Source organism: Paraburkholderia sp. J63 (assembly GCF_905220245.1).
Taxonomy (GTDB): Bacteria; Pseudomonadota; Gammaproteobacteria; order Burkholderiales; family Burkholderiaceae; genus Paraburkholderia.
In genome coordinates, this window is record NZ_CAJMZF010000014.1 from 1 (window position 1) to 18,023 (window position 18,023).

The window sequence follows — 18,023 nt, forward strand, 5'->3', positions numbered from 1 at the left end:
CTTATTATTTCCATGCGATCTGCCAAGGAGGGCTTGACGTGTTCATAAAGCAATTGCTTGAGTTTAACTCCTCAAGAGTGAGGCTCTATGAAGTAAATCAGAAGTTTGCCGAGGCGATTCCAATTGGCGCCACGGTATTGGATGCTGGGGCAGGGGAGGCACCGTATAAGGTACTCCTGAAGCACGCGAACTACGAGTCGGCAGATTTTGAGATGGTCGACAAGGTCTACGCCAGGTCGACCTATGTGTGTGATCTTAAGGAAATTCCAGTTGAAGATCGTCGTTACGACTTCGTGCTTTTTAATCAGGTCATGGAACATCTTCCGGACCCGCGGTCGGTTCTTTTAGAATTATTCCGCGTTATGAAGCCCGGCGCACGTCTACTTTATACCGCGCCGCTCTTTTATGAGGAGCATGAGCAACCATACGACTTCTATCGATATACATCATTTGGAATTCATCATATGTTTTCTGGCACAGGATTTATTGTTGAAAAAATTGACTGGCTAGAGGGCTACTACGGAACCATTGGTTATCAGATGAATCGCATGCACGCATATATGCCGCGGCGCCCATCTTTAATCGCCAAAGGACTTTTGGGATGGCTTCTCAGTCCAGTGATGATATTGGTAAAAATTCAGATGGGCGTGTTGAGTATATTGTTTCACTGGTTGGAAATAAAATCGAAATATACGCGTGCGGGGTATCCGAAGAATTACGTGGCAATTGTTCGAAGGCCCGAATGAACCTGCGTCGAACGAAAATAAGACTTCCGTTCGCACTAGCCTTAATACTAAATATGTGGATGTCTTTCCGTACGAGCGCTACGAAATTTGTGAGCTTGACCATGCAAAGCGTACAAACCATCCACTCTAGCGTCAAAATTGATAGTTGATATTACGTTGGGGAATTTACTTATTGTGTTGGGAATTGTTTTTGTTTTCGTGGTACCTGTGTGAGCTGCGGGGGGGAATTGCAACCCGCTTGGGAGATGAGGTGGCGGTGTGGTTGCCGGGCTGAGGAAACTGGCTTCTACGGGGGCATCGCTCTGGAAACAAACGCATGCGGCCAAACTGGAGAATACAGCCGTATACTCAATACTGGTTTTCAGACGTAACGTCTACGAATGCGCTTTGGTAGATATATGCAATGATGACGCCAGCTCATTTGGTATTTTTTATTGGGCAGCAGTGGTTGTTCTATAGCTTGGTATGCATTGATTGTGGTTGTTTAAGCCATTTCAAATTGGTTTTTGGCTAATTCAGGGAGTATATTTATGCGCGATGAATTATTTCCGGAGCTCAATTCTACCCAAATTCATGCCGATGCCAGATTGTTTGCGAATCGATATGATTTATTATCGTCAATGATATTCGCAAAGGGAGGGGTGATTGCGGAGATTGGCGTAGCGGCTGGGTCATTTTCTCAATTTATATTGGAGGCATTGAATCCGGAAGTGTTTTATGCATTGGATACATTTGGCATGCACAAATATCCCATGTATTGGGGGGAGCCGTCTGAGATAAAATTCAAAGGAATGACTCATCTTGATTTTTACAGGGAGCAGTTCCTTTCTCGTGGGGATCAGGTGAAGACAATTCAGGGACTCAGCTACGAGACATTGCCGCTGTTTCCTGATAATTTTTTTGATCTGATTTATGTGGATGCGGGTCACAGCTATGATGAGGTAAGGCGAGATGCGTGGATTGCTCGAGACAAAATTAAATTTAATGGGGTATTAATATTTAACGATTATACTATGTATGATCAACGTGCTGGCGAGTCTTACGGGGTCGTGCAAGCCGTTAATCAATTAATTGTGGAAGATGGCTGGGTCGTAACGGGGTTCGCTCTCCACAAGGACATGTTCTGTGATATTGCTATTCGCAAACCAGATGCATCGTAACTATCTCAATTCGTTCGGGATGGTTGGGGTAGAGGTTGTGTGAAACGAATGTGGTCGCCTGAGCTGAATCAACTTGTTGACGCAGGAGGCAAAGATGAGACGATTTGTTGAAGGCGCGGACCGCAAACAACCAACGCTATTGCCGGAGTGCCTTGATGACTTCGTCCCAAGGACAATCGATCCGGGCGGCACTCGCAACGTGTGCCGACGCTTCGTGACGACATGTCGTGACCTTGGAGCGTGTTAGGAACTTTGGATAATTGGCGCAGCATGAACGAGCATCAACATGGCGAAGACGACGAAGTGCAGACCTGCCGAGGTTTCGGGCAGGCGCTTGTAGTCGCGAGCCAGTCGCCGGAACCGGTTGAGCCAACCGAACTGCGCTCGACCATCCAGCGACGCGGCAGCAGCACGAAGCCCTTTTTCGCCTCGGATACCAGGTCCGACTGAAAGTGCCTAACACCCTTAGGATTTTTACGCAAGCGGTTGCGGCCGTCGACAGCGGCAAGTTCAAGGCAGTCAATGGCCCTGACCAGAACTTCACGCCCAACAGATAGGGCGGGTCACGGGCAATATACAGGTACCTCTCCGTTGAAAAAGCGCCACTTTGCTGAGGCTGCGTACATAGTGGAGCAGTGCCTGTCCGCATTGTTCGCTCAGGAGTAAGCGCATTCCGCTCCTTATCGGCGCATTCGTCGATAAGAGCACGAAACGGCGCTTGCGGTGATGCAATTATTTAGGCGGGATGGCCAACCTGACGCAATGATGATTCGACGCTGAACGGTCGAACACATGTTCGGCACTCTCACGCACTGGGTGGATTGGGCCCATTTCCAGATTCGCGGGCTTGGCGGCCGTGTTGCAGCCGAAATGGATTTGCAAGTGCTGGTATACAAAATCGAGCGCGTCGTAGGGATTCTGGGATTCGCAGACGCAACGCGGGCGAAGAAATTGGCAGGTGCGGGGGCCGCCTGACATTCCCACTTCTCGACAGAAACCACACGTCCATCGACCTGCGCTCCTTCATCCCGGAGCCTCTTCCATCTCCAGCTCAACCGGAGATACGTCTTTGCCGCCTCGCCGAGCCTGGCTAACCGATGAGCCGTGAAGCCATTGTCCCGCAGTCAAATCGCCGTCCCAGCGAAATCCGTTGACATCGAGATCAATGGCCTCTGCGGGATGGACGTCGAACAGACCGTCCCGCAGAGATTGGGCAACAGCCATTCTCGCCAAATCTTCGGCATCTGCATGGAGCACCGAGTCGCCGCTTCCTCTAGGCACAATGAGGCAAAACGGTCTTTTTTGCGATCCAATCCTGATGAACGTCACGCTGATGTGATGAACCACGATGGCGCTGTATCTTGCCTCCTGATCTTTAAGTCCCCGTGTGCAAAACTTGAATTCTGTTGTTCTCATTTTTTTTGATCCACCCTCTGCACGAGTACCCTGGCTCGTGTTTCGCTGGCCCAATAGCCGACGCGAATTGGTTGTGGAGAATACTATGGCAATGGTTCTGCAGAAGCAATTTTGCGTTTATTGATTGAACCCGCACCTCGGTCCATTTATCTTTGCGCGCCAGCTACCTGAACGGCCCTGGTTCACTTTGCAAAACGTTTGCGTGGAAGAAATAAACGTATATTCCAGTAATTTAATGAGGCGAAAAAATCTTTCTGGGAAGTGCAGCCGCTTCATTAAAATTCTGACGATGTCGGGTTATAGCAACGGCGGGTTCAACACGAGACGAACAGAACGCGCTACTCAATGCGCAGCGAGGTCGGAAGTGGCAGGGAAAAATACGATGCACCACCTCCAGATCTTCAGGACACCTGCCTACTGCGTCAGCACGACCTGCGTATAGCCAGTCCCGCTGCCACCCGAGGTCTGACACTGCAACGCTACGACCATGTTCGTGTACTTGCAGTCCTCGCCGTAACCGGGGCTCGACGCGCCGATCTGCGAGCAATGCGACGAAGGGCCGTAGTACAGCTCGCCCGGTCCTTCGCCACCGGCATCGTCCCACCAGAAGACGGCGGCGGGCGCCGCACCGGTGGACGTATTGCCGAGAGCGGAAAGCTGCGCACAGGTGGGCGCCGAATACTGCGCACCGCCCGATGTCATGTTGAAGCACGTGCCCTGCGCGGCCGATGGCGCCGAAGACTTGTTCGTGATGCCATTCATGTAGGTCTTCGTCACGGCCGAGCCTGTCTGGACGTACAGCGAACAGTTGCCGGTTCCCGCCTTGCTCGTGCGGTACTGTGTCGTGCACTTGTACTGGGCGACGGTAGTGCTTGGAGTCGTCTTCGTCGTTGTGGTCGATCCGTAGTTCGATTGCTGCGTGGTGGTAGTCTGACCGACCGTCGTTTGCGAGCTTACCGTGGAGCACCCCGAGCCCGATGTGCCCGGCGGGTTGGGGCCGAAGACCATCGTCAACTGGTCATAGCCCGAAGGCAGGTTGGAGCCCGATCCGGTAATCGTTTTGCCATTCGGATAGAGCGTGCTCGCAGGCAGCGTCAGGGTATAGGACGCGAGGTTGTAGCTGCTGCTGGTGCTCTGCGTGGTAGAGCCATACTGGGTCACGCTCGTCTGGGTCGTTGTGGTGTTGATCGTCACGTTCGCCATGTACGTGTAATTCGAGAGTTCGCTTGGCGACTGTCCGTTCATCAGTAACGACGAATAGAACGTCTGGGACGAGCCGTTTGGCGCGCCGTAGGAGTTCGCACCCTGCAAGGCGCTTGTGCCCGTTCCCTTGATGCCGCAGGTCGAATTACCGACGTTGCCGTTGGTGTCATTGCGGAGCATGAGCCCGAGCGGCTGGTTCACCGAAAAGGTCGGTATCGTTTGGGACGGCAGCGTGCCGAGCGTGGTGCCCGCCGCATAGGTCGTGTAAATCTCGTAGTAGTTCTGCAGATTGAAGGCCGGTACGCTGGAATAGTCATAGCCGGTCTTGCTCGCATTCTGCGGCACCTGGTAGAGATAGACAGTGTTGCCGTCGCAGGCGCTGTAGGTCTGAGTCGGGAATTTGAGGTTTGCCGACACCACCGGGTTGGCCGCAGTGGCTTTGGCGCTGATCGTTGCCATCGCGGGCGCGACCAGTGCCATCAAGGTCGTCTGCACGTTGGCGGTGGCGCTTACGGTCACGGTGAGCGCCTGCGCGTTGCCGAGCACTGGATTGATCGTGCCGCTCGCGTTGGTCGTGACGGTGGGCGCGGAAACGGAGAGGCTGACCGGCAAGATCGCGCGGTTGAAGTAGTTGGTGGCCACAGTGACAGCCTGCGCCGACTGCGTGGAGTCGAGGAATGCCGCGGCGCCCGCGAGCGCCGCCTCGTCCACAGCGTTTTGCAGGTCGGAGCGGAACTGCACCATGCGCGCGAAGTCAACCGCTACGCCAACGGCGAGCAGCAGTGGAATCAGAAGCACCAGCAGCATGATGCTGGATACGCCGCGCTGGCGCGCACGCGGCGAAAGCGCAAAGCGTGCGAGACGTGCGGATGGCGCGGCGTGCATACACGGGCGTGGCTGCGGGGCTTTCACAGGATCGGTTCTCAAGTGCACGGCGAGCCGCAGGCGATCACGCCATTGCTGCGCGGTCGCGCGAACGCCGTATGCGTGAGGGTCAGCAAACCCGGGAAAAAGTATTGAATCGGCGAGTTGTAGACGTACGTGACCGTCGCGACGATCACGCTGTCACCGGGCGCGCCCGCGGTCGGAATCAGGTTGGTCGGCGAGGTCGCGAGGGTCTTCGCCGTCGAGCCGAGCGCCGTCGCATTCGTGCTGCACGACTTGTCGCTTTCCCAGTCGACGGTGACGCCGCTCGACGTATAGTTCGTCACGCTCGCGACAGCCATCGCGAACGAGCTATTGTTGCTACCGACAGCGAACGGCGTCATCATCAGGCCGCCCGCTGCGCAAAAGTTGCCTAGCGAGCCTGTTGTGCCGCTCGTGACGCCCGCCGCCTGTTGCGCCACCATGTCCGCAATTACCTGTGCAGCGCTGTCCACCTTCAGTTGTGCACGCACATACTGAGAGAGCTCGTAGGTGGCGAACAGAAGCGAGATCATCGCCGGCAGGATAATCGCGAACTCGATCGACGCAACACCGCGCTCATTGGCAAAGAGGGCACGTAGTCCGCGCATCAGTAGGGTTCCGTCTGGAAAGCGATCGTCGAGATCAGCATCGTGTTGCCGGTGAGCAGCGAGATGCCCGGGAGCGTCCAGGGATACGCATAACCGATCTGCATGACGACGTCGTAGTTCGCCGACACAGAGGCTTTCGTTTGCGTCATCGACTGCCCGCTTACCGTTGCGGTTTTGAGCGACTGGAAGCCGCTGCCGGCCGGGTTTCCCGAGTTCGTGGCTGCCACGTAGATCTGGATGTTCTGTGTGCATGACGGTACGAGCGTGAAGGTCGTGGTCGTCAGATCGTTGCAGACCGCCGTGGCGAGAGCCGTCGAGTAACTGCTGCCGGACAACGTACCGATGCGCAGCAGGCGGGCGCCATCGCGCGCGGCGTTATCGAGCAGTTCCTGAGCGACGAACACGAGGCCAAGCTCGATGATCATGAACACGACGAGGAGGAAAAAAGGCAGGATCAGCACAAACTCGAGCGTGGACGCGCCGCGCTCGCGCCGCGTGATCCTCGCCGCTCGCTTCCGGGCGCCCATGGTTCGTGGCTTTCTCATGTCATCCGATGCCGTGCGGCTCACTTCCCCGACGCTGCGACGAGGCGCGACTGTTCGTTCAGTGCTACCGGCACCTGAGCAACGTTCGAAGCCGGGGGGATCGTTGCCGTTGCGGGCGCAACGGGTTCGGCGGCTTGCTGTGACGCGCGGTTGTTGATCGCTGTGCGCACGCGTGCGTAATAGCGCAGATTGTCCTGCACGGAGTTCTTGGGCAGATCGGCGAGCAAGATCTTTTCGGCTGCCGCGTCGTTGCCGAGCAGGCCGTATGCGAGCGCGAGATCCTGGCGCGCCTGCGGTGGGGCGTCACTAATGCCGGCAACGTCGAGTAGCACGTTCGCCCCTTCGCGAGGCCGGCCTGCTAGCGTCAGCGAGAGTCCGAGGTCGATGCGTAGTGCCATGCTTTCCGGATGCTGCCCGAGTGCGCTGCGGTAGACGCGTTGGGCCTCCTCGTGCTGGCCGGTGAGGTCGAGCACGGTGCCGAGGCCCGCACTGGCCGCGGGGTCGTTGGGCGTGCGCGCGAGCAGCTCGCGGTAGAGTCGCGACGCTTCGTCGAAGCGCCTTTGCTTGAGTGCGACGCGCGCTAGCGCCAGCTTCGGCGCGCCCGCATCGGGCGCGAGCGCGGCGGCACGGCTGTAGGCGATGCGCGCGTGCTCCATGTCGCCGGTCTGGAGCAGACAATCGCCGAGGCCGAGATTGGCTTCGACCGAGCGCGGATCGGCCTTGAGCGCTTTTTCGTAGAGCGAGCCGGCGAGCTGCACGTCGCCGGACTCGAGCGCACCGGCGGCGATGCGCAGATCGTCCGCGCTGCCGAGCGTGCGCGTGAGCGGCCTGGGCCCGGGAGTCGAAGCATAGTGGGGCGTGCTCGAGCAGCCTGCGAGCAGGCCGAGAGGAATGAGGAGCGCCGCCAGCAGCGTGCGCACGGGGCGTTTCATGTGGTTCATTTTCCAAACACCGTCATCAGGCGCATCAGAGCCGGACCGGCGGCGATGATCGTCACCGTCGGCAGAATAAAAAGCATCATGGGCAGCGTCATCTTCGGAGCGAGCTTGGCTGCCTTTTCCTCGAGTTCGAGCATCGCCTGTGCGCGGCTGCTCTTCGAGAGGGTCTTGAGCGCGGTCGTGATCGGCGTGCCGTATTGCTGAGACTGGATCAGTGTCGACACGAGGCTGCGTACCGAAGGCAAGTCGATGCGCTCGCCGAGATTGCGCAGCGCGAGCGAGGTATCGCCACCCAGATGCAGCTCGGATGCGGTGATGTCGAGTTCGTCCGCGAGCGGCACCGACACCATGCGAATCTCCCGGGCCACGCGCTGAATGCCGACGGCGAGGCTGTGGCCGGCATTCGTGCAGATCACCAGCAGATCGAGCGCATCGGGCAGCACTGCCGCTATCTGGCGGCGCCGGCGGCGCGCCCAGAACGCGAGCGCGTATTCCGGCACGATCATGCCGATGATGAACGCCGCGAGCATGAGAATCGCTCGCAGTACGAAATATTGGCCGAACAGGGGCACCTTCGTGCCGAAGATCACGGCGCAGGCAGCCGCACCGATGCCGCTCGTGAACTTCACGCCCACCAGCGCCGAAACGGCGCGCTGGCCATAGAAGCCGGCGCGGCGGCAGGCCAGCGCGAGCTTGGCGCGCTGCTTCGTGTCGAATATCGGAAGATGCTCGCCGAGCAGGGCGAGAATTCGGCCCGCGCGCCCCAGGTGGCTGCGCAGGCTTGCGCCGGTGCTCTCGCTCGTGGCGATCCCCGTGCTGGGCGCCCACACGGCGTTGGCGCGCGCGCGCTCCGCTACGCGTACGCGCACGCTGTTGCCTGCGCGGATATACAGATAGACGCCGGCCAGCAGCAGCACCAGCAGCAGAAAATTTCCGACGGCGACGGAAATCGAGGTCATCGGCTCGTCTCCAGTTTTGCCATTCTGTTCACGATGGTGAGACCGATCGTCAACAGCACACCGGCCAACGCCAGCATGTCGTGACCCATCTGCGTGGAGAACAGCGTTTCGATGTAACCCGGGTTAAGCATGTACAGTGAACCCGCGATAAAGAACGGCACCGCAGCAATGATCTTGCTCGTGATGCGACCTTCGGCCGTGAGCGCTTTCGTCTTCAGGTGCACATCGCGGCGCGCGCGGATGATGGTCGCGAGGTTCTCCAGCGTCTCGCCAAGCTGGCCGCCGGTCTCGCGCTGCACGCGCAGGCAGACCGAGAAGAAGGCGAAATCGGCGATCTCGATGCGCGCGTTCGCGGCGTCGAGCACCTCCACGAAGTCGATGCCGAGTTTGAGCGCGTCTCCCATGGTGCGGAATTCGGTGCGCACCGGCTCGTCGGCCTGGTCGGCGGCGCTCGCGATCGCATGCGTGACCGGCACGCCCGCGCGCACCGCGCGGATCACCATGTCGAGCGTATCGGGAAACGCCTCGAGAAAGCGCTGGCGAAAACGCTGGTTGAGTGCGCGATACGCCATCACGACACCCAGTGCGGGGAGTCCGACGAATGCCAGCGGGACGAGGAGGCCGCTGACCCACGGCAACTTCACGGCCACGAAGCTCAACGCGAAGCCGCCGAGCGCCGCGAGCACGAGCCACGTCATGCCGCGCTTGCCCCCCACCGTGTTCAGCCGTTGGCGATGCCGCCGGACCCAGGCGTCCAGCCTGCCTTCGGGCGTCTGCGGAAGAAAGAGCGCGGCGCCCTTGGCGTCGGTGCTCTTTTGCGCGCTCTGGCGCGCCTGCAATTCCTGCAGCCGCGCGCGGATGCGCACCTCGGGCTGCGCACGCCGGGCGTCGCGCAGCGTCGAGACGATCATCCCCACGATGATCACGCCGAGAAACGCGCCGACCGTGACGATGTCCGCGGGGCTCATAGACGGATCGCCTCCATGAGGGCTTCTTCAAGCCCGTAGTAGGCCGCACGTCCGGCAAAGACAGGACGGATCGCCGAGCATTCGTAAGTACCCTTGACTTCTTCGTTGTAGACCGTCGTGTCGTAGCGGAACACGAACAGGTCCTGCGTCGTGATGACATCGCCTTCCATGCCGGCGATCTCGGAGATGCGCGTCACGCGCCGCACGCCGTCGCGCATGCGCTCGATCTGCAGGATCATGTTCACCGCGCTCGCGATCTGGCGTCGGATGGACAAGAGCGGCAGATTGCCGTTGGCCATCATCACCATGCTTTCGAGCCGCATGATCGCATCGCGCGGGCTGTTGGCGTGGATTGTCGTCATCGAGCCGTCATGACCCGTGTTCATCGCCTGCAGTACGTCGAAGGCCTCCGCGCCGCGCGTTTCGCCGAGGATGATGCGGTCCGGGCGCATCCGCAGCGCGTTGCGCACCAGCTCGCGCTGGCTCACGCCGCCGACGCCTTCCGAATTGTCGGGGCGCGTTTCGAGGCTCACGACATGCGGCTGCTGCAGCTGGAGTTCCGCCGCGTCTTCGACGGTGATGACACGCTCGCGCGCATCGATGAAATGCGACATCGCGTTGAGCAGCGTCGTCTTGCCCGAGCCCGTGCCGCCCGAGATCAGGATGTTCAGGCGCGAGGTGGCGGCAATCTTCAGCACACGCGCCATCTCGTTGGACATGTTGCCCTGCTGGGTCATACGCGCGAGCGTGATATTGCGCTTTGAAAACTTGCGGATGGCGATGCACGCGCCATGCACGGCGAGCGGTGGCAGTACGACGTTCACGCGGCTGCCGTCGGCGAGACGCGCGTCCACCATGGGGCTGCTCTCGTCCACGCGGCGCCCGATCGCGGCGGCGATGCGCTGCGCGACGTTGACGACGTGCGCGTTGTCGCGGAACTTCAGCGGCGTGAGTTCGAGGCGCCCATGGCGCTCGACATACACCTGGTCGGGGCCGTTGACGAGAATGTCGGTGACCGAATCGTCGGCGAGCAAGGGCTCGATCGGACCGATGCCGAACATGTCGTTGAGCAGCTCGTCGACCATCAGCACCTGCTCGGCGAGCGTGAAGTTCATGCGCTCGCGCTCGACGAGATCGGCGACGATCTGCGCGACGCCTTCGCGCACCTCGTCGCGCGTCTTGAGCACCGCCGCCGAGACGTTCATCGACGAGAACACGCCCGTGCGGATCACGCGGAACGCCTCGGAGCGGATCATTGTCTCGGTGGGCGGCAGTGCGGCCGCGGGCTCGTGAAGCTTGAGCGCAACGTCGCGCGAGGAACGCTGCGCCGTGCCTGCCTCGCCGCCAGGTTCGCCTTCGCCAGTCAGCACCGCGCCTTGCAGCCCGAGCGCGGTCTCCAGTTCGGAGCGCTTCAGACCGAAGCTCATCGTTTTCTCCGCGCCAACAGGCGCGCGTACCAGGGCGCAGTGGTGGCCTGCTGCGTGCCGGTCAGGTTATCGGCCAGCATGTTGATCGCCACGCCGAACTCGCTGTCCAGCCTGACCCGCTCGCCCAGGTTTTCCGCCGTCGACACGGCTTTGCCGTCGAACGGCAGCTCCTGCGCGATGGGAAAGCCGATCGCCTGCGCGAAGTCGCGCGATGCCACGCGCCCTGCAGCGGGCTGGCCGGGATTGTTCACGAGCACGGAGAGGGTTGGCTCATTGCCGCAGGCCTGCGCATGGCGGATCAGGCGCGTGACTTCGCGTGCGGAATGCACAGATCGGTCCGCGACCAGATAGATATTCTTCGCGGCCTCGAACGCTTCCTCCGCGGCGATGCCGGCCGGGCCGGGTACGTCGAGCAGCACATAGTGGAAGTGATGCTTGAGCGTCGCCACCAGCTCGCCCAGCACGCCCTGGCGCAGCTCGAAGGTGCTGGCGTAATCGAGCTCGGACGAGAGCACGAAAAGCCGCTGTCCCTGCGTGACGAAGGTTCGCTCCATATACTGCTGGTCTAGCCGGTGTACGTTTTCGAGCACGTCGGTCAAGCCGTTGTTGCTCGCGACGCCGAGCAGCGTGCAGGCTCCGCCGCCATATAGATTGAGGTCGACGTAGGCGACGCGTCGCATCGTGATGTCGGCAAGATGGCGCGCGAGCGCCACGCCGATCGTCGTTGTGCCGACGCCGCCGCGCGTGCCGGCTAGCGCGATCACCTTGCCGGTACGGCGATGCTGGAGCGGCCCCGCATCCGCGGTCGTATCGAACGTGCGCTGCAGCAGCTCAGGCGTGAGCGGCTTGACCAGATAGTCCTGCACGCCGATCTTCAGCAGGTTGCGGAACAGGCCCACGTCGTTGCGCTCACCGACTGTCACGACCGAGACCGACGGTTCGCACACCTGCGCAAGCCGCTCAAGATCGGAGAGCGGCATGTCGGAGCCCGACACGTCCACCAGCAGCTTCGACGGCGAGCGCTCCATGCTCTTGAGCCGTGCGATCGCGTCGTCTATCGTGCCGGTCGCTACAAACGCATGCGCGATCATGCGGTCGTGCACGAAGCGGCGCACCGAATCCTCGGTCTGCGCGTCGCTCACGAACGCGACGAAATCCGCCGCCTGCGCCGTCGCGCCGCTGCCGCCGCGAAACCGGGACAGTGTCTCACTCACACCCATCACTATGACTCCCTTGATGCGCTGTTGCTGGCTTACTGACCGACGCTCGTGGTCGCGGGCGCGCTGTCCTGCGACTGTTCGTGCGAGGCTGGCGGGTTGTCGTAGCGCTGCACGGAGCGCGCGGCAGCGGTGCCGTCGGCGCCTGCGTATGGTGTCGGCTGCGCGGCGTCCGCCGGACGCGCCAGTTGCGCCGCGAGGTTCGTGTAGGTTGCACAGCCGAATGGAATCGTCGGATGCTCGAGCCGGTCGGGGTCGCCCAGATGGGAAGCCAGGCCGATCTGCGTGCAGTCGGGACCATGCGCGCCCTGGCCGTCGAACCTCATGAGATTCGCATCGGGCAAGCCGAGCGGCGGCCGCTCGGACATACAGGCGGTGAGCGCCGCGCTCAGCAGCAGCGCAAACGGAAAACGCGCGACGCGCAGGCTGACGATAGTCATGCAAACTCCTTCAATAGACGAAGCCGGCCGCACCGACGAGGCGTGGCGTGTCGCCGGACAGCGGATCGAGTCCCAGCGAGCGCTGCATCCCGTATTCGATGTCGCTGCTCGGCGAGATCAGCGTATCGAGCGGCGTGCGCAGGCGGTTGCCGTCCGTCGGATTGACGAGGTAGGGCGTGACGATCACGACGAGCTCCGTTTTCTTGTCCTGATAGGCGCGCGACGAGAACAGCTTGCCGAGTACGGGCAGCGTGCCGATGCCTGGCAGTGCCGAAAGCGTGTCGGTGGAGTCGCTCGTCAGCAGCCCGCCAATCGCGAAGCTCTGGCCGCTGCCGAGTTCGACCGTGGTCGAGAGACGGCGCACGCTCAGGCCGGGGATCGTCACGCCGTTGGTGGTGACGCTCGCCGAGCTGTCGAGCTGGCTGACCTCGGGATTGACTTTGAGGCTGATGCGGTTGTCCGAGAGCACCATGGGCGTGAAGTTGAGCGAGACGCCGAAAGGCTTGAACTGCACGCCGATCGAGCCGCCCGTGCTGCCGCTTTGTGCGACCGGAATCGGAAACTCGCCGCCCGCGAGGAAGCTGGCCGTCTCGCCGGACATGGCGGTCAGGTTCGGCTCGGCGAGCATCGTGATCAGGCCTTCCTGGTCGAGCGCATCGATCAGGGCCTGGATGTTGGTCTTGCCGGCCTTGAAGCCGAGCAGGGTGGAAAACGCGTTGCTGCTTGGCAGCTGATAGACGCCCGTCGTGTCCTGAATCGTGCGGCCCGAGAGCATGCCGCCGATGAAATTGCCCCACATGCCGCCCACAGCCGACCAGTTCACGCCGAACTGCTGCGTGACGGTGCGGTCGACTTCGGCGATGCGCACATGCAGGTTCACCTGCAACGACTGCGTCACCGATAGCCGATTGATCAGCGACTCCTTGTCGTGCAGATACGGCGTGAGCGTTTGCACGACGGCGTCGGCGTCGGCGGCGCTCGGCACCTGGCCGGAGACGAGCAGCGAGCCGGGCGCGCCCTCGACGTGCAGCGTGAATGACGGGAAGCGCGTAGCGAGCATCTGGTGCAGGTAGGCCACGTCGGTATTCACGACGACCGTGCGTTGCAGCACGGTCTTGTTGTTCGCGCCGAGCGCATAGAGCGTCGTGGTGCCTGCCTTCTTGCCGAGCACGAAAACGGCTTGCGGATTCGGTACATGGACGTCGGCGATATCGGGGTCCGCCACGAAGACCGCCGTGGCGGGCGCGGGCAGACGCAGCAGCACGCCCTTGCCGGTGCCGATGTCGAGCGCTGTGCCCGGCGTGTCGGTGGACGCCGCGACCGTCGATGCGGGCTGCGCTAGCGCAACGGACGAGGGCGTATGCGACGCGCTGCCGGCAACGGCTGCCGTTGCGAAGGCTGCAATCAGCAACGCGGGAGTGATCGACGCCAGGGTCCTGAACAGCGACGGGTGGCGGCTACGAGCCAGGAATGGATTCATGAGCAACGGTCTCCGGGCGGGCCCGGACTTCAAATAAGTGGCGCGCAGGCCGCGATAGTCTTAATGCACACCCAGTGCCGGGGCGGAAATACCTCCGGGAAGCGACGGTAGCGGCGGCAAGCCTGGGGTTGCGCCACCGCCTCCGGGAACGGTGCTGCCGCTGTCGCCCGACTGAAGCGACGACGTCGAGCCGCGGTAGATCATCACGGCGGCCGGCTGCACGCTGCGCGCGGGCGTGGTGGCGACCGCCGCGACGGCTTCGCGGCGCGCATTGCCCGGCAGCGCGCGCACCGCGCGCGAGATGTCGCCGGCCCATACGGGCTGGCTGTCGGGCAGCGTGTCCGAGGTGGCGTCGACGCCGGAGGCGGCGCCCGCTGTGCGGTCGAGCGTGGCGAAGCTGCGCAGGGCGAGCGAGAGACTACCGAGACGCGCGGCCACGGCGACGGCTTCTGCCGTGTGCGGCGATACCTCGAGCGTGACCGTGCGCGCGCGTGAGTTGGCGTCGGACGTATCCTTCGAAGGCTGCAGGTCCGAGCCAACCGCCAGCACGCGCGCGTGCTGAACCACGGTTTCGCTCGACACCGACTCGTCGGGCGCCTCGGTCTTGCCCTGCATGCTTTGCGTGAGAATGAGGTCGACGTAATCGCCCGGCTGGATCAGGCCCGCGTTGCCGGAGACATCGTCGATCGCGACGGAAACCGCACGCATATCCGGTCGCAGCGTGGCCGAGAGAAAGCCCGGTGCGTTCGCCAGAATCACATCCGAGGCCACGATCGGCGCGCCGGCCGCCACGGCGTGGCGTAGCACGGCACCCTTGAGCTCGACCTCGTGAGGCGTTCCGTCCACGATCGCGCCACTGGGCGTGCTCGCATGCGGGACCGTCTTCCACGAGAGATCGTCCTCGCGCAGCAGCAGGCCGGGCGGCAGCGCGGCGCCCGCGACGCGAATGCGATCGACGGTTGGCTCTTTCGGTCCGGCCGGCTTCGACGCCGCGATGAAGAAGCCACGCATTATCAAGGCGACGAGTGCCGCCATGATAATCAGTAACCCTATCTTTATGATGTTTGACATGCCAGTTGCGACATCCAGCCAGGCGGATTACGAAGTCATGCCGCCCGCCAGCGTGCGCACGACGATAATGGGCAGCGCACCGAGCGCGATGGCCACGCCGTAGGGCACGCCGCGCGCGGCGCTCCAGGGCGACGCGATGCGTGCCAGCACGCCTGAAGGCGAGCGGCGCATGAGCCATCCCGCAGCGAGCGCTACGAGAGCCACGACGAGTCCGGCGAGCGAGATCAGCACGAAGGCTGGTATCGCGAGCGTAGCGCCGGCCCAGAGGAAAACCGCGAACGCGAACTTCACGTCGCCGCCGCCCAGCAAGCCAACCGCAAACAGCGCGGCCCCGACGGAAAATGCGATCAGTGCCACGCCGACGTGCACCGCAACGGAACTCAGCGGGGCTTTGGCGAGCGTGGCCATGACCAGATAAAACACTGTCACCGCGCCGACCAGCTTGCCCGGCAAGCGCCGATGCACGACATCGAACCAGGCGAGGCTGGCGAGTAGTGCGATGGCGATTACGCAGGCAAGCAAGTGCATCTCAAAGGGCGAAAGAAGACGAAGCGGTCCAGCTTGCAATGCAGATCGGTTTGCGAAAAAGCGGCCTGCACAGGCGACGCCGAAAGCCAGTAGGCTTGAGGGATGCCTGATGCCTGGGCAGTGACGGCTTACAGGTGGCTCGTAACCGTGGTCATGAGTTGCTGGAAGACGTAGGGCAGGCCGCCAGTCGTGCTCGAGAGATAAGCGCCTGCGGCAACCACAGCAGACACAACGATCGCAGCGAGGATGGCATATTCGAGTGCGCTGACGCCGCGCTCGTCGCGCCACAATTGATTGATGAAATTACGCATGATCGGCTCCATGACCTTTGTTCGCGACCGCCCCCGTGACGGATTCGCGGGTTGCCATTCTATTGGCGAAATTAAAAAAAACAACTAGTTGCAGAAGTAATTGACCGTAATCTTCGAATCGCCACGGCAGGTGACGATTTGAAAAAGCCCATTACAGACTCGCTATTTCTTCAGACTATTGCTGTTGATTTCCACTCGCAAACGTTTGTCACTCGTTTAACTCGCGAAAACACTTAATTTGCTCGGCTCGACAACTGTGGAAATTACCGTTTCGCCGCTCGCGTGGCTCGAACCGTTGCCAGGAAAAGTGTTGCTTTAAAGCGATGCGACAATCGGTACGTTGCCGCCAGGCGGTGCCATGCTGGAACTGCTGCTTGCTACGCCAGGGCGCGAATTAGCGTTGAATAAATTCTGCGCCAAGGCGGTTCGACTCAATGAGTCGAACAGTGCGGATAACTGGCCTCAGTTCACCAGCAACTACATCGTCGGAATTTTTTACTCGCGTGGCGGCTGTGTCGTAACGATCAAAGAAGCGCGATGGCGCGAATAATACGGTTTCCTTTCATTCGATATTTTTTGAATCTGGCGGTGCCTTGATGCAGACAGCCCTTCAGAAATTGCCGAAGTTGTCGTTAGTCATACTGACAAGGTGCGTTGGCATGTCTGACCTGCGGCGGGGTTTTGTAGCCAGTCAGGCAGTGAGCCGCATCTCGGTATTATCGACTCCAGCCAGGCTCGACGGACCGTGGCCGGGGGTTGGCAGCGATGGGTGCTATGCAGCCGCCGCCGGTTGTAAACTGTCGCCACTGTTCTCTTCAAGCCGATTCGCGCAACCGGCACCGGAGCCACCAGTTTCATGCAACGGGCCATCGAGACCGCGAAGCTTTGATCGCTTTGCATGTCTTCCCTGCTCAACCTGTTCAAACCAGACAGAATTCTGCGCAATCCGCTCTCTGGCGACTGCACCGGGGCTCTGGGAAACTGCCTGTACCCAAACAGCCGAGAAACATACCCATGCAGTCCTCCCTTCCCCCCACGCTTTATCTGAGTGCCGACGATGTCATCGGGATCGTCCGGCGCGTTGGTCTACCGCAATGCATCGCCGGCATTGCCGAGCGCATCGAGCGTGATTTCCTGCGCTGGCAGCAGTTCGACAAGAGCGCCCGCGTGGCCTGCCATTCGCATGACGGCGTCATCGAACTGATGCCGATCGCCGACGAGCGCGAGTTCGCCTTCAAATACGTGAACGGCCACCCGAAGAACACGCGCGAGGGACTGCCGACGGTGATGGCCTTCGGCGTGCTCGCCGATGTCGACACCGGCGCGCCGCGGCTCTTTTCCGAATTGACGCTCACCACCGCGATCCGCACCGCGGCCATGTCGGCGGTGGCGGCGCGCAAACTTGCACGGCCTGAATGCCGCGTCATGGCGCTGATCGGTAATGGCGCCCAAAGCGAATTCCAGGCGCTCGCCTTCCGGGATCTCGTGGGTATCCATACGCTGCGGGTGTATGACGTCGATCCGGCTGCGACGGCCAAGCTGGTCGCGAACCTCGTGGACGAGCGCATCGACGTGATCGTCTGCAGCAGCGTGGCCGAAGCCGCCCTGGGCGCAGACATTGTGACCACCGTCACCGCCGACAAGGCCAACGCCACCATCCTCACGGCCGACATGCTCGCACCCGGCATGCATATCAACGCGGTGGGCGGAGACTGCCCCGGCAAGACCGAACTGCACCGCGACGTGCTCAAGGGCGCCAGCGTATTCGTCGAATACGAGCCCCAAACGCGTATCGAAGGCGATATCCAGCAGATGGCACCCGATTTCCCGGTGACGGAGCTGTGGCGCGTGCTCTCCGGCGAGGCATCCGGCCGCACGGACGAGCAGCAGATCACCGTGTTCGATTCGGTCGGCTTCGCGCTCGAGGATTACTCGGCGCTGACCTTCATCCGCGATACGGCCATCAAGCTCGGCATCGGCGCAACCCTCAAGCTGATTCCGACGACAGCCGATCCGAAGAATCTTTTTGGTGTACTCGAAACGCGACACGCCCCCGCGCGCGGTGACCTGCTGTCCGCGTAACCGGTTGGGGCGGCGGCG

Annotated in this window: 19 protein-coding genes and 2 pseudogenes; 5 read left to right on the forward strand and 16 right to left on the reverse strand. The window is 61.3% G+C overall.

Going from position 1 to position 18,023, the window contains the following annotated elements; all coding sequences use genetic code 11:
• Positions 1–746, forward strand: a 746-nt coding sequence (locus U5775_RS16960) for a class I SAM-dependent methyltransferase (RefSeq protein ID WP_322059246.1), incomplete at its 5' end; no start/stop codon positions are given.
• A 530-nt stretch (positions 747–1,276) separates the two neighbouring features.
• On the forward strand, positions 1,277–1,906 hold the full coding sequence (locus U5775_RS16965) for a class I SAM-dependent methyltransferase (protein ID WP_322059247.1): 630 nt from the start codon (positions 1,277–1,279) through the stop codon (positions 1,904–1,906).
• Positions 1,907–2,149: 243 nt separating this feature from the next.
• On the opposite strand, the pseudogene U5775_RS16970 reads toward U5775_RS16965, so the two are convergent.
• A pseudogene (locus U5775_RS16970) lies at positions 2,150–2,337 on the reverse strand (transposase); the annotation flags it as partial.
• Positions 2,338–2,698: 361 nt separating this feature from the next.
• Between U5775_RS16970 and U5775_RS16975 the strand changes: the two are divergent.
• Positions 2,699–2,881, forward strand: coding sequence for a hypothetical protein (locus U5775_RS16975; RefSeq protein ID WP_322059248.1), 183 nt, complete (start codon positions 2,699–2,701; stop codon positions 2,879–2,881).
• Positions 2,882–2,929: 48 nt separating this feature from the next.
• Here U5775_RS16975 and U5775_RS16980 read toward each other — a convergent pair whose 3' ends face one another.
• The 14 genes from U5775_RS16980 to U5775_RS17045 form a co-directional block, all read right to left on the reverse strand.
• Entirely contained in the window at positions 2,930–3,322 is a 393-nt protein-coding gene (locus U5775_RS16980) for a hypothetical protein (RefSeq protein WP_322059249.1), read from the reverse strand.
• A 414-nt stretch (positions 3,323–3,736) separates the two neighbouring features.
• Positions 3,737–5,332 (reverse strand): pilus assembly protein TadG-related protein, encoded by a 1,596-nt coding sequence (locus tag U5775_RS16985; RefSeq protein WP_415913593.1) that lies wholly within the window; start codon positions 5,330–5,332, stop codon positions 3,737–3,739.
• 116 nt (positions 5,333–5,448) lie between these two features.
• A complete protein-coding gene (locus tag U5775_RS16990) occupies positions 5,449–6,039 on the reverse strand; it encodes a TadE/TadG family type IV pilus assembly protein (protein ID WP_322059251.1) in 591 nt (196 codons plus the stop codon).
• Positions 6,039–6,584: a TadE/TadG family type IV pilus assembly protein gene (locus U5775_RS16995; protein ID WP_322059252.1), complete on the reverse strand. Its 546-nt coding sequence runs from the start codon at positions 6,582–6,584 to the stop codon at positions 6,039–6,041. The genes U5775_RS16990 and U5775_RS16995 overlap by 1 nt, the downstream gene beginning before the upstream one ends.
• A gap of 20 nt (positions 6,585–6,604) precedes the next feature.
• Positions 6,605–7,525, reverse strand: a complete 921-nt coding sequence (locus U5775_RS17000) for a tetratricopeptide repeat protein (protein ID WP_322059253.1) — start codon at positions 7,523–7,525, stop codon at positions 6,605–6,607.
• Positions 7,522–8,481: a type II secretion system F family protein gene (locus tag U5775_RS17005; RefSeq protein ID WP_322059254.1), complete on the reverse strand. Its 960-nt coding sequence runs from the start codon at positions 8,479–8,481 to the stop codon at positions 7,522–7,524. The genes U5775_RS17000 and U5775_RS17005 overlap by 4 nt, the downstream gene beginning before the upstream one ends.
• Positions 8,478–9,449, reverse strand: coding sequence for a type II secretion system F family protein (locus U5775_RS17010; protein ID WP_322059255.1), 972 nt, complete (start codon positions 9,447–9,449; stop codon positions 8,478–8,480). The genes U5775_RS17005 and U5775_RS17010 overlap by 4 nt, the downstream gene beginning before the upstream one ends.
• Entirely contained in the window at positions 9,446–10,876 is a 1,431-nt protein-coding gene (locus U5775_RS17015) for a CpaF family protein (protein WP_322059256.1), read from the reverse strand. The genes U5775_RS17010 and U5775_RS17015 overlap by 4 nt, the downstream gene beginning before the upstream one ends.
• Positions 10,873–12,090: an AAA family ATPase gene (locus U5775_RS17020; protein WP_415913594.1), complete on the reverse strand. Its 1,218-nt coding sequence runs from the start codon at positions 12,088–12,090 to the stop codon at positions 10,873–10,875. The genes U5775_RS17015 and U5775_RS17020 overlap by 4 nt, the downstream gene beginning before the upstream one ends.
• Before the next feature lie 38 nt (positions 12,091–12,128).
• The gene (locus U5775_RS17025) at positions 12,129–12,533 is read right to left on the reverse strand and encodes a CpaD family pilus assembly lipoprotein (protein WP_322059258.1); all 405 of its coding nucleotides are present in this window, start codon (positions 12,531–12,533) and stop codon (positions 12,129–12,131) included.
• Positions 12,534–12,543: 10 nt separating this feature from the next.
• Positions 12,544–14,013, reverse strand: coding sequence for a type II and III secretion system protein family protein (locus tag U5775_RS17030; RefSeq protein WP_322059259.1), 1,470 nt, complete (start codon positions 14,011–14,013; stop codon positions 12,544–12,546).
• Positions 14,014–14,073: 60 nt separating this feature from the next.
• Positions 14,074–15,084, reverse strand: coding sequence for a Flp pilus assembly protein CpaB (cpaB, locus tag U5775_RS17035; protein ID WP_322059260.1), 1,011 nt, complete (start codon positions 15,082–15,084; stop codon positions 14,074–14,076).
• 27 nt (positions 15,085–15,111) lie between these two features.
• Positions 15,112–15,606, reverse strand: a complete 495-nt coding sequence (locus U5775_RS17040) for a prepilin peptidase (protein WP_322059261.1) — start codon at positions 15,604–15,606, stop codon at positions 15,112–15,114.
• A 134-nt stretch (positions 15,607–15,740) separates the two neighbouring features.
• Positions 15,741–15,923: a Flp family type IVb pilin gene (locus U5775_RS17045; protein WP_322059262.1), complete on the reverse strand. Its 183-nt coding sequence runs from the start codon at positions 15,921–15,923 to the stop codon at positions 15,741–15,743.
• A 358-nt stretch (positions 15,924–16,281) separates the two neighbouring features.
• On the opposite strand from U5775_RS17045, the gene U5775_RS17050 reads away from it, so the two are divergent.
• Positions 16,282–16,473 carry a hypothetical protein gene (locus U5775_RS17050; protein ID WP_322059263.1) on the forward strand — a complete coding sequence of 64 codons (192 nt, stop codon included), beginning with the start codon at positions 16,282–16,284 and terminating at the stop codon, positions 16,471–16,473.
• A gap of 141 nt (positions 16,474–16,614) precedes the next feature.
• On the opposite strand, the pseudogene U5775_RS17055 reads toward U5775_RS17050, so the two are convergent.
• Positions 16,615–16,735: pseudogene (locus tag U5775_RS17055) on the reverse strand (IS3 family transposase); the annotation flags it as partial.
• 202 nt (positions 16,736–16,937) lie between these two features.
• Here U5775_RS17055 and U5775_RS17060 point away from each other — a divergent pair.
• Positions 16,938–18,005 (forward strand): ornithine cyclodeaminase, encoded by a 1,068-nt coding sequence (locus U5775_RS17060; RefSeq protein ID WP_322059387.1) that lies wholly within the window; start codon positions 16,938–16,940, stop codon positions 18,003–18,005.
• Positions 18,006–18,023: the final 18 nt, after the last annotated feature.